Genomic DNA, 10,964 nt, shown 5'->3' on the forward strand with positions numbered 1-10,964 from the left:
CGAGAGTTTAGCGAAATCCGGTCGGTGTTGCGTGCCCCGCGCGGGCGAATTGCCTGCGATTTCATGTCCGGCCATCGCAGCGGACTCACCCTGGATATGACTTTGTCGCTCCGAAACCCTTGCGTCGGCCGTCACGGCCGCTCACGATAATCACATCCTTCCTTTCAACCGGTCGCATCGGCGGCCGACCGGCGGCCTCCCATGCCCCGGCATCCTTGCTCATTCGAGAATCACCGTGATCGGCATCATCAAGCTTGGCACCGACGTCCCTAACGGTCCGCGTCCCGGACTACTTGTGTGGGGCCTCGCTGTTCTGGTCTCGACTTTCTGGCACAGCCCTGATGCCCACGCGAAACGCCCCAACATCCTGGTGGCGGTTTCCGACGACCAGTCCTACCCACACGCCTCCGCCTACGGTGATCCGGCGGCTCGGACACCCAACTTCGACCGCGTGGCGAAGTCCGGCGTCCTGTTCACCAACGCCTTCACCCCGGCTCCCGGATGCAGTCCCATGCGGGCGGCCTTCTTGACCGGTCGCGAGATCTGGCAAAACCGTGAAGCCGGTACCCACGCCAGCTATTTTCCCGCCGACCTTCCGGTCTACCCCGCCCAGCTGAAAGCGGCCGGCTACCACGTCGGCATGACCGGTAAAGGTTGGGGACCGGGGAAAGCGGTCGGCTGGCCCCACAATCCGGCCGGCGAGGCATATTCGAAACGAAAGATGAAGTCGCCTGCAGGGATTTCGTCCAACGATTACGCCGCGAACTTCCAAGACTTCTTGCAAGCCCGTGATGCGGACCAGCCCTTTTGTTTTTGGTACGGGGCCACGGAGCCACACCGCGGCTTTGGCGCCGGGTTGGGTCAGGAGAATGGGATCGCCCCCGATCAAGTCACGGTGCCGGGATTCCTTCCCGACAATTCCGTCGTCCGGAATGACCTGGCGGATTACCTGTACGAAATCGAATGGTTCGACACACACTTGGGGCGGATGCTGGATGCGTTGCAAGAAGCGGGCGAGTTGGAGAACACGCTGGTCATCGTGACCAGCGACAATGGAATGTCGTTTCCGCGCGCCAAGGCCAACCTGTACGAGTACGGAATTCACATGCCGCTGGCGATTGCCTGGCCAACGAAGATTCCGGCCGAACAAACCGTCGACGACCTGGTCAGCCTGATCGACGTGACGCAGTTGATATTCGAAGCCGCCGAGGTGTCACCGGAACAGGCGGAGCAGATGCCCGGTGTGAAGTTGTTGACGACGTTGACCGCCCAGGCCGCCCAACGCGAACCACTTCGTCGCGCAGTCTTCAGCGGACGCGAACGTCATTCCTCATCGCGATTTCGAACGTTGGGCTACCCCTGCCGTTGCCTCCGCAGCGAACGTTACCTGTACATTCGCAACTTTGCCCCGGAGCGGTATCCGGCCGGTGCGCCGCAAAAGTACGCCCAAGCCCGTTTTGACGATGCCGGGAAACTGGTCGAATCGCGACTGGGACCGCAAGACGGCGGCTACCACGACATCGATGCCTGCCCCACGCTCAGCTGGATGATCGAGCACAAGGACCAGCCGGACGTTGGACGCTTGTTGGATGCTGCCACCGGATTGCGTCCCGCGGAAGAACTTTATGACATCACCCGTGATCCGGCCTGCATGAACAACCTTGCCGGTCAGCCGCAATCCGCCAGCGTGCAAAGTGAATTGTCGCAACAATTGACGGACTACCTGCAACGCACGGGCGACGTCCGGGTGACCCGCCCGGCGGAAGCTGACGTGTGGGAAACCTACCCGCGCGTGAGCGGATTGCGATGGTTCCCCGAACCCCAATGGGCCAAGGAGCATCCAGAGAAAGTTCCCCAGCAACCGTGGTTGGAAGAACGTCGTCCGCACTAGCTGGACAGCGCCACGTTGCGGGAGCCACGTGGCGCTAGCCGCGGATTTTCTCGCATCGACCGGCGGCTGGCGCCTTGCCGCCCATGGCACTCTGTCCAGTGGCACTCTGTCCAGCGAGCAATGCCCGCTGGCACGTTCGACCGTCTTTCGCCGGCGCTCAACCGCTTTGCCACCAGCGCCGCTTGGTTTGCGTGCTGACGCCGTCGGACCAAGCCTGTAACTTCTCCCCGATGATCGCGCATCCGTCCGGTGCCGACGGATCGACCCCACCGACAATCTCCAGCAATTGGTCGCGCGTTCGCGGCTCCCAAACACCCATACAAACGGCAACGACAAGACGCAACATCCCCACGGTGTCATGCCGAATCCGGGTTGTCAGAAATGTCGAGGGGTCTTGCTTCCAGCAAGCAAGATCATGAGACCAGCCGCCCACGCTGGACGCCGCATCCACCAAATTCAGGCGGCCATCATGATCGCGAATCAGATTCGCCGCGATCACATTTCCGTGCGTGGCTCCGCCACGATGCGCCGCGGCCAAGGCAAAAGCAATTCGAGACAAATCTTCGAAGGCGGCTGCTGCATCGGTTGGATCGCACGACTCCGGCGTGACGTACGCACCGCCGAAGATCCAGGGTCGGACAACGGCCAAATGACCGTTGTTGATCGCCGCAATCCGAGGTGCGATCCAGGCCGGATGGAGCACTCGGCTGGTCGCTTCGCACAGATCCAGGATTTGTGTCCGTTGAGCCTTGTCGACCGTCGGCGGCAACGGCAAGATTTTCATCGCGACCGCGTCTCCGCGATCGGCGTCCCGCCCTTTGACCAACCAGTACCGTCGCCCTTCGACCTGGCCGGTTGCGACGCAACGGGCCCCGACCATCCAGGCGGGCGGTTTGATCGGAATCGGGACATCGATCGAGTCGTCTTCCGTTTCGTCGTTTCGCACGGTGACCGACTTTGCATCGGCAACCGTCAGGTCCCGATGCACGCTGAAATCCCCGCTCAAATCATCGATGCCCAGGACCGCGTGTGGATCTGGATTCGGACCCGCGCCAAGCGAGACTGGCCCAGGCGAAAGTGATGATGCTGCCGGCGAAAGCGATTCGTCGGGTAAGAGCTTGCCGCCGGACAGGTGTTGCCCCAACTGCATCAGTTGGCCAATGGGTTCGATCAAGTCCGGAAAACGGTCCTGCCAGCGGTCCCGCGGCAGTTCCCGTGCGGTTTCACGGCGCACACACAATTCAGCATCAATCAGATCCAGCCGGTAATCATCGCGGACCGCCAGCTCCGGGAATTGCTGCAAGTAGTCTTCCACGCGTACATCGCACCCTCGCCGGCGAAGCGCGATCAGGTCCACGCAGGCCAGTTCGATCCACTGGTCCCGTGACAGGGAACGGTCACCGATCAAGTCGCGCAGTGCGGTCGCCTGCTGGACTTGTCGCGTTCGTTCCAGCCAGCCGATCAAGTCTTCGACCGAGGCGTTCGGTGGCGGGGCGACCACCGGCGGTGGCGAACGATCATTCATCATGGAAGTCTCGCAGACCGATTTCTTCGCGGGCGCGATCCAACGCCCGACGGACTCGCATCCGAGCGGTGTCCGGTTTGACGCCCAAGCGTCTTCCGATTTCGTTCCAGTCATGATTCTTTAACATCATGTCGATCGCCAACGCATCGGAATCCCCCAGAATCGAACGCACGCGATCGGCCACCTCGCGTCGCAACGCGATCTGACTGGGCGACGATTCCTGACCACGCAATCGGATCTCGTCCACCGGGGTGCCCTCGTTGCGACGGAAATCGCGACAGTGCCGAGCCAGGGTTCGGAAGGTGTCGACGACTTCGTTGTCGATCGCCCTCAGGATGTAGGACAAAACGTCATCCGCCGTGAACGATGCCGCCTCCTCCCGCTTGGCCAAATCGACCATGACTTCATTGCAAATGTCCATCGATTCCGTCTGACCGGACAGCCCGTATTGCCGCAAACGCGTCCTGGCGCGCCTCCGCAACTGGCTGCCGAAATTCTGCCAGATCGCTTCCAACGAGGCCTGGTTGGCTTGCTTCCCCGGTTGATTCCCCGAGGCCGCCCCGTCTCCGGTCTCGCGGGGTGTCGGCTGGGATGATGGGGAATCGGATTGAGAAGACGGACGCATCAAACGCACCACGTTCGACGAGAGAAATGACTGGTGTGGTGGCAGCGAGGCGGCAAACCGAAGTGCTCACCAAGGATCAACCGCTGCCCTGGCAGGGTCAATCCCCGCGCCCATCGACTTCGGACCGATTCACTTCGGCCCCATTCACTTTGGCGGAGGAGGATTCGATCGCCGAAGGGTCGGACAACCGCGCGTGCGAATGTTCCCATTGCTTGGCCCCCACGATGACGACCACGCCCACGATCAATAATAGCGTCCCCAGCAACCGCAGCGGTGACACCGGGGCCCGGGGATTGCCCAGCAGCCCGTAGTGATCCAGGAACAGTGCCGCCACGGTCTGGCCGGTCATCACCGCAGCGAACCAGGGCAGCGAGCCGACTTTGGGCACCCAAAACAATGACGTGCTGACCATCACCACCCCGATCGCGCCGCCGCCCCAAACCCACCACGGCAATGACGCCGGCGGCTGCAGGAATCGAGGCGGAAAGCCTCCGCCGACCGTCACCGTCAGCACCAACAACAACGCAGTTCCGCTGGCAAAGGAGATCAGTGAAGCCTGCAACGGATGAGCGACGTTGCGGCCCAAGGTTCCGTTGACACTCGGTTGGGCACCGAGCAGCCCACCGGCCAGCAATCCGACACCCACAGCGACCAGCAGCAACGTCGTCGCCTGGCTCAAGTGAACTGTCGGCGGCTGGAGTCGTCGGTCAGGTCGCTGGCGGGGGGAAGTTTGGGCGAAGTTCCGGCGCCGGACGGCGGAGGGCTCGTCGACCGATCCCCATCGCTGCCAGAGATGCTGCCGGGATCCGACCGCCGCTGCGGCCCAGGCACTTCCGGTCCGCTGTGGGTGATGCGGTTTTGTTCGTCCACGAAAATCAGACGCGGCCGATGCTGCTTGAGCTGTTCGGTCGTCATGAACGCGTAGGCGGCAATGATCACGCGATCCCCGGGCTGGATCAGGTGGGCCGCGGCCCCGTTGGCGCACACGTCGTTGGATCCGGGAAGCCCGCTGATCGCGTAGGTTTCCAACCGTGTGCCGCGAGTCACGTTCCAGACACAAACCGACTCGTACGGAGCGATATCGGCGGCCTGGAGCAGTTCGGGCGGAATCGTGATGCTGCCCTCGTAGTCCACATTGGCCTCGGAGATCGTGGCACGGTGGATCTTGGCGGACAGCACTTTGCGCAATGGTCCGGTCATGTTCCCAGGTAGGGTTGAAGTAATTCGGCGGTCGCGTTGTCCCGCAAAGCGAGTTTGCCGAAACCTCGCACGCAACCCGCCTGCATGGCGGATTGCTGGTGTTCTTCGTAATTCGTGACCAACATCACCGGGACATCACCCACATCCTCTGCGGACTTGATCTGGCGGACGACCTCGATTCCGTCGGAATAGTCACGGTCCAGTTTGCGATTGACCGTGACCAGTGCCACGTCGCTGCGTTGCCGCAGCAGCTTCAACGTTTCCTCCGCGTCGTGCGTCTGCACGACGACGGCATCAAAGTTGGCGGTGACGAACTGTCGAATCGAGTGAAAGTCAGGACCACAATTGCCGCAATCGACAACGGTTTTCGTCATGGCGTTTCTTTCTCGATTGCGAACAACTTGTCTTTGGTGCTGATGTAGATCCGACCGTTGGCGGCCACCGGCGTGCTGTACACGCTGCTGCCCATGTTGATTTCTTCCATCGGCTCGGTGTACTGCGGTCCGAACTGGAAGATCGCCACGTCTCCGTCTTCATCACCGACGTAGACTTTGCCGTCCGTGATCAGGGGGCTGCCCCAGCTTTGGGCCAGCATGTCGTAGGTGAAATGGACTTTGGCTTTGCCGTCAGCACCCTGGGCGTCCAGACAGTGCAACAGTCCCGAAAAGTCGGTGACGTAAATCACATCATCCTTGATCGCGCAGGTGCCGATGGTGCGGTGCATCTCTTCCTCGAAATCGATTTCGCCATCCTCGTTGGTGTCGGCCAGCGAATAATGCCAGACGACGGCCGAGTTCGGGTTGTCGACCGCGATTTCACCCTTTTCCGGTTCGACGGCTTGGATCCGCTTGTGCGCGATCTCGCTCCGCGAGTCGCCTTCGACTTTCATCGCCAATTGGGGTGACACGTTGCCGCGTTTGGTGGGATCGATGCACCAGAAGTGTCCTTCACCTTCGCCGTGCTCGGGGTCTTGGCCGACGGCGATGTAAACCAGATCGTTGTAAATGACCGGCGTCGCGATCAAATTGTTTCGGGTGCCTTCACCGCCCAGGATCCATTTGGATTCTTTCGGGTTGCAGTCGAATTTCCACAGCAGGTTACCTTTCCCGTCGGTCCCACGATCAGCCTGGAAGCTGTACAGCCAGCCGTCGCCACCGGCGAACAGCACTTGCGGAACGCCGCCCAGCTCGCCGACGGTCGGCGAAGACCATTGACCGTGCAGGATGTTGGTCCCCGGCGACGCGTCGCTCCAAATCAGTTCGCCGGTGTTCTTGTCCAGGCAGATGAAGGCGGGCGCCGTTGGCGCCGGCAGGTTGATGTGTGATTCATCCAGTCCGTTGCTGGTGTTGACGAACAGCAAGTCGCCGTAGCTGGTCACGCTGCACGAACACATGTTGTGTTGGCTGGTCCCCAGTTCTTCCATCATGTTGAAGATCCAGATCACATCGGCATCTCGTTTGTCCTCGACGCCAAGCGTTTTGAAAACGCTCAGGTTCGGCCCAGCCTTTTTGATTTGCATCGTTCGATCGACGCCAGCAAAGTTTCCGCTCGCTTTCCACGCAGAACCTTCGGTCACCGTTTCGACTTTCAGATCGCCGCTGACTTCTTCACCGGCTTCCTTCATCGCCGCCAAAAATCCGTCTGACACCTGGCCTTCCGGAAGCGATGCCATCGTGGATTTGCCCGCATCACCGGAAAGGGCGATGTCGGCCACCCGAGCCACCTCGTCGGTCACCGGGCCGTCATCTTCGCCGTCGTAGAATCCGTCGACGTCCAGACACCGGACTTCGCCGCGGCTGGTGACAAACCACAACCGTTCGCCTTCCACCAGCGGCGCGTCACAGATTCCCTGCAACGGCCAGTCGTGAACGCGGCCGGTGATCAGTTTTTCGCTGCTGTGTTGCCAGCGGAAATCACCCGTTTTTTCGTCAAACGCCAACAGGCATCCCAAGTCGACGCTGGCCGGGTAACGTTTCAGGTGTCCGCCACCGTTGTTGGTGCCGACAAAGACATGCCCACTGGCCACGACCGGGTTGCCGTACGTCTGGCTACCCAGATTGGAGTACCAGGCGATGTTCTCGGCGTCCGATTTGTCCCACTCGCCGGTGCGACGATCGAAGTCGCCGATGTCCCAAGTGGTCGGCAATCCGGTCACGTTGGGAACGTTGTTCCGCAGTCGCGTCCCGCCCCACTGTGGCCAATCGCCGCCACCGGAAAGCACCTTCTTCGGATCGGCGTATTCGTTCACCAGCGTGGTCGCCGAATCGGCGGGGGCCGCCTTTTTGGAATCGGCCGGAGCCGCGGCAATTTTCGCATCAGCCTGTGCTGCCGCCGGAGTCTCCACGGGTGTCTCAGCGGCCACCGTCACGTTCGCGCTGGTCAGATTCGCATTCAGGCCGGTCGTGTTGTCACCGCTGGTGTTCGATTCGGCACGCGGGACCGCCGTGGGAGGGTTGCAACCGCTGAAGACGACCGTTGCGGCCGAGCCCAGCAAGCTGGCCACGACAATCATGGAAAAGGCCGAGAGTTCTTGTTTTCGCATTGCGATTGGATCAAAAAGCGTTTGATGGGGGGTGATTGTTGGCAGGCGGACACGTCGCATGACGCGACATGCCCGGTAGCGACGACGATGAAATGGGCTTCAGCTCGAAAAGTTCCGAAAACGCGTTTTCACCGTCTGGCTGTCGATCTTTCGTCGATCGAATCCTTGACCATCTTCTTCTACTAGCGATCTGCGCCGCGACTTGTTCAATCAAGTCGCCGAGACAGAACCGCAAAGGCGACCGACCCCGATTGGCCAGCCGCCAAACCTTGGCCGTTCATTCCTCACTGTTTGGAACGACTTCGATATTGTCCAGGTACAGTTCGGCGACTTTCGCATTGCCGTACAGACCGGGGCTGCTATTGAGATTCGGAGATTCGTCACGTGCCGTGACGGTCCATTCCTTGGGCTCTTCCTCATCACGAGGCCAGACCTTGCCGCGGAGCACGGCGACCGTCGCGGGGGGCTCGCTTTCCAAATCGACCCGAAACTTCATCCGGTACCATTTGTCTTCCTGCCAGGGGAAATCCACTGACTCGGCCATCCGCAGCTGCGCCGACCAGGTCCGGATTTGCAACTGCTGGCTTTGGCCCATCAAGTCGAGCACATATCCGTGAGCGGTCAAGCCGATGTCCGGAAGCTGGTCCAGCATTCGGGTTCCGCGGACGTCTGCCGAAATGGTGTACTCCGACAGGTCACTGGGGCCCATCCACAAGCGGCTCCGCGCTCCCTTGGGAATCGTATTGACTTTGGTCAGCACGGGCGATCCGTCGATTTCTCGGATCACGTGCCGATAGCGGGCACCGACCCAGGACAACGGCGGGTCGTCCAAGCCATCAAAGGTGAACTTCCAGGGCAGGTCCGGAACAATCCTGGCCCGAGCCTCTCCGCTGGCACCGGCCACCTCCGCGGTGACGACAAAGCCCGTGTGGGCGGCATCCTGGTTGGCCGTGATCTTATTTCCGTCGACCGTTGCCGGTCCGCTGACGCTGAATGAAACGTCCGCCGGTTTGTCCAACAGCTGCCCCAGAGCGTTGTAAACCTTGACGTCGTACTCGATCGACTCGCCCGGCTTGAGCAACGCCTCGCAGGGAATGATTTGGACCTGGGCGATCTCCGTGTTCTCACTGACCGGTGTCTCTTCGCCCAGAGCTTCTTGAAGCGTCTGGGGCGTTTGAGTCGCCGAATCGTTTCCGATGCAGTACATCGCGGTCGTACTTTGGAAATACAAACGACCGTCGGCCAGGATTGGCGAAGCCGCAAAGCCGGTGTCGCGGACGCGGCCCTTGTTGAGGACTTCGAAACCGTCTTCGGTCGGCTCGATGATCGCCCAACGGCCGTTTTCGGTCGTCACGTAAATCTTGCCATCGGCGTACAGCAGGGCGGAGCGTTGCCGGCTGCCGACAAACGCCTTTCGTTCGACGATCGCTTCGCCGGTTTCCGCGTCGAACACCCACATCTTGCAGCGGTCGTCGACCAGGTACAGTCGCCCGTCGACCAGGACCGGTTCGCTGTAGCCGGCAACGACCTCCAACTGCTTCCACATTTCCGTGGCCTGAGTCTGATCGCCTGTCCCGGAAACCCGCAGTGCGGCGACGGCCCCCATCACGTTGGCTGCCCCCGCGTTTTCTTCGCTGTGGCTGCAAAACACCTGGTCTCCGATAACCAGCGGCGTGGCGAACAGCCCCCGGCGGGACAATTCATAACTCCACAACGGCTTGCCGGTTCGTGGCTGGAATCCCCACACCGAACCGTCACCGGCCCCCAGAATCAGCTGCCGCTGACCGTCGATGGTGACCAGGCTGGGTGCCGAATACGTGGTGTCGTAGGGAAGGTCGCGGGTGCCGCTGAACCAGACGAACTCGCCGGTGCGTTTGTCCATCGCGATCAAACGGTGGTTTGGTTTGGCGTATTCGCCCCAGTTGATGATGATCCCGCTGATGATGACCAGGTCTTCATGGACGATCGGAAAGTTGGTCCGTCCGCCATAAGTGCTGAGCATTCCGAACTGTTCGTGCAACGGCACTTTCCAAACCGTTTCGCCGGTGGTGCCGTCGATGCAGTGGAAGATGTCACAGGCTCCCAGGGCGTAGACGTACCCGGTATCCGGATCGCAAACGACACTGGACCAACCGATGCGTTCGGCCGGCACGTCCGACAGCCAGACGTTGTAACTGTTCTCCCAAATCGTTTCCCCGGTCTTGGCATCCAGACAGACCACGCGTTCGCCTTCGCGCGCCGTGCCGGCCAAGTGTCGCTGGATTGTGTACAGTCGTCCGTTCATCGCCACCGGGGTGCAAGGACCACCGATGTCTTCGCGTTTCCAGAGCACGTTGCTACCCTCGCCGCCGTCCGGATCCCAATCATCCGGCAACCCGGAGGCCTGGGCGGTCCCATCCATGCCAGGGCCGCGCCAGTACGGCCAGTCGGCCGACTGGGCCCCCACGTCCGTTGCGGCAAGGAAGACAAACGCGACGCTCGTCACCATCGCCAGCGGGCCGGCGACGATCGAGCGATGAAGTATCGATTTCAGTGGCATCATGAAGAATCTTGGCGGGAGGGAATCGGGAGAGTGCAAAGAGATTCGAGTGCGGGCTAGACAGTTGGTGGTGGGGGGATTCGGCAGGCGGGGTGATTCGGCGGGGTGATTTGGCGAGTTCCGTCAGGCACTCGCCAGATCCCGAGGGGGTGCGGGACCACGAACCGCGCGACACCTGCGTCCGCGCGTCGACCGTCAAGCCGGCCGGCAGGATCACCGCGTGAACCGGCCCCGACCGCGGAAGGTCGCGATGGATCAAGGCCCCATTCAGTCGAAGTGCTCGTCATCGGGATCAAATTTGGGCAAACAAACGATCAGCACCTGCATGCGTCCCACTGCACGATGCCGGGTTCCGGGAGGAATCAAAATGGACGTCTTGGGGGAGACCGGATGTCGCTTGCCATCGAGCTCGATGGCTGCCTCCGCATCGCACTCCAACACGACGTAGACCTCCGTGTGCTGCTGGTGGTAGTGGGTTTTGGCGGCGCGATCGATCTCCGTCAGGTGAATGGTGCCCGCAAAGTCGGCGCGATCGGCAAACCCACGCCGGGCCGTCCCGCAGGGGCAGGCGACACCCGGCAGAGACGCCAAATCGATGATCTCAGGACCGCTTTCGCTCATTTTCCTCATTCGGAGCCCAGT

General features: G+C 61.2%; 9 protein-coding genes. 1 reads left to right on the top strand and 8 read right to left on the bottom strand.

Going from position 1 to position 10,964, the window contains the following annotated elements:
* The first annotated feature begins 235 nt into the window (after window positions 1–235).
* A complete protein-coding gene (locus FYK55_RS22325; protein ID WP_235908900.1) occupies window positions 236–1,891 on the top strand; it encodes a sulfatase family protein in 1,656 nt (551 codons plus the stop codon).
* A gap of 157 nt (window positions 1,892–2,048) precedes the next feature.
* On the opposite strand, the gene FYK55_RS22330 is transcribed toward FYK55_RS22325, so the two are convergent.
* The 8 genes from FYK55_RS22330 to FYK55_RS22365 all read right to left on the bottom strand — a co-directional run bounded on the left by FYK55_RS22330 (window position 2,049) and on the right by FYK55_RS22365 (window position 10,943).
* A complete protein-coding gene (locus FYK55_RS22330) occupies window positions 2,049–3,419 on the bottom strand; it encodes a hypothetical protein (RefSeq protein WP_161604687.1) in 1,371 nt (456 codons plus the stop codon).
* Window positions 3,409–4,041: a sigma-70 family RNA polymerase sigma factor gene (locus FYK55_RS22335; protein WP_150078839.1), complete on the bottom strand. Its 633-nt coding sequence runs from the start codon at window positions 4,039–4,041 to the stop codon at window positions 3,409–3,411. The genes FYK55_RS22330 and FYK55_RS22335 overlap by 11 nt, the downstream gene beginning before the upstream one ends.
* A 97-nt stretch (window positions 4,042–4,138) precedes the next feature.
* On the bottom strand, window positions 4,139–4,720 hold the full coding sequence (locus FYK55_RS22340) for a DMT family transporter (protein ID WP_150078840.1): 582 nt from the start codon (window positions 4,718–4,720) through the stop codon (window positions 4,139–4,141).
* A complete protein-coding gene (gene panD, locus FYK55_RS22345; protein ID WP_150078841.1) occupies window positions 4,717–5,241 on the bottom strand; it encodes an aspartate 1-decarboxylase in 525 nt (174 codons plus the stop codon). The genes FYK55_RS22340 and panD overlap by 4 nt, the downstream gene beginning before the upstream one ends.
* Window positions 5,238–5,615, bottom strand: coding sequence for a response regulator transcription factor (locus tag FYK55_RS22350; protein WP_150078842.1), 378 nt, complete (start codon window positions 5,613–5,615; stop codon window positions 5,238–5,240). The genes panD and FYK55_RS22350 overlap by 4 nt, the downstream gene beginning before the upstream one ends.
* The gene (locus tag FYK55_RS22355; protein ID WP_150078843.1) at window positions 5,612–7,783 is read right to left on the bottom strand and encodes an outer membrane protein assembly factor BamB family protein; all 2,172 of its coding nucleotides are present in this window, start codon (window positions 7,781–7,783) and stop codon (window positions 5,612–5,614) included. The genes FYK55_RS22350 and FYK55_RS22355 overlap by 4 nt, the downstream gene beginning before the upstream one ends.
* Window positions 7,784–8,060: 277 nt before the next feature.
* Window positions 8,061–10,325 (bottom strand): outer membrane protein assembly factor BamB family protein, encoded by a 2,265-nt coding sequence (locus FYK55_RS22360; protein ID WP_150078844.1) that lies wholly within the window; start codon window positions 10,323–10,325, stop codon window positions 8,061–8,063.
* Between the two features lie 264 nt (window positions 10,326–10,589).
* On the bottom strand, window positions 10,590–10,943 hold the full coding sequence (locus FYK55_RS22365; RefSeq protein ID WP_150078845.1) for a cupin domain-containing protein: 354 nt from the start codon (window positions 10,941–10,943) through the stop codon (window positions 10,590–10,592).
* Window positions 10,944–10,964 lie beyond the last annotated feature (21 nt).

It is taken from the genome of Roseiconus nitratireducens, from assembly GCF_008629675.1.
Classification (GTDB): Bacteria; Planctomycetota; Planctomycetia; order Pirellulales; family Pirellulaceae; genus Stieleria; species Stieleria nitratireducens.

What these genes read in the sequence shown, in the direction of transcription:
- FYK55_RS22335 (WP_150078839.1), bottom strand. Translation starts at nt 4,041, where the DNA reads ATGCGTCCGTCTTCTCAATCCGATTCCCCATCATCCCAGCCGACACCC.
- FYK55_RS22360 (WP_150078844.1), bottom strand. Translation starts at nt 10,325, where the DNA reads ATGATGCCACTGAAATCGATACTTCATCGCTCGATCGTCGCCGGCCCG.
- FYK55_RS22365 (WP_150078845.1), bottom strand. Translation starts at nt 10,943, where the DNA reads ATGAGCGAAAGCGGTCCTGAGATCATCGATTTGGCGTCTCTGCCGGGT.
- panD (WP_150078841.1), bottom strand. Translation starts at nt 5,241, where the DNA reads ATGACCGGACCATTGCGCAAAGTGCTGTCCGCCAAGATCCACCGTGCC.
- FYK55_RS22355 (WP_150078843.1), bottom strand. Translation starts at nt 7,783, where the DNA reads ATGCGAAAACAAGAACTCTCGGCCTTTTCCATGATTGTCGTGGCCAGC.
- FYK55_RS22330 (WP_161604687.1), bottom strand. Translation starts at nt 3,419, where the DNA reads ATGATGAATGATCGTTCGCCACCGCCGGTGGTCGCCCCGCCACCGAAC.
- FYK55_RS22350 (WP_150078842.1), bottom strand. Translation starts at nt 5,615, where the DNA reads ATGACGAAAACCGTTGTCGATTGCGGCAATTGTGGTCCTGACTTTCAC.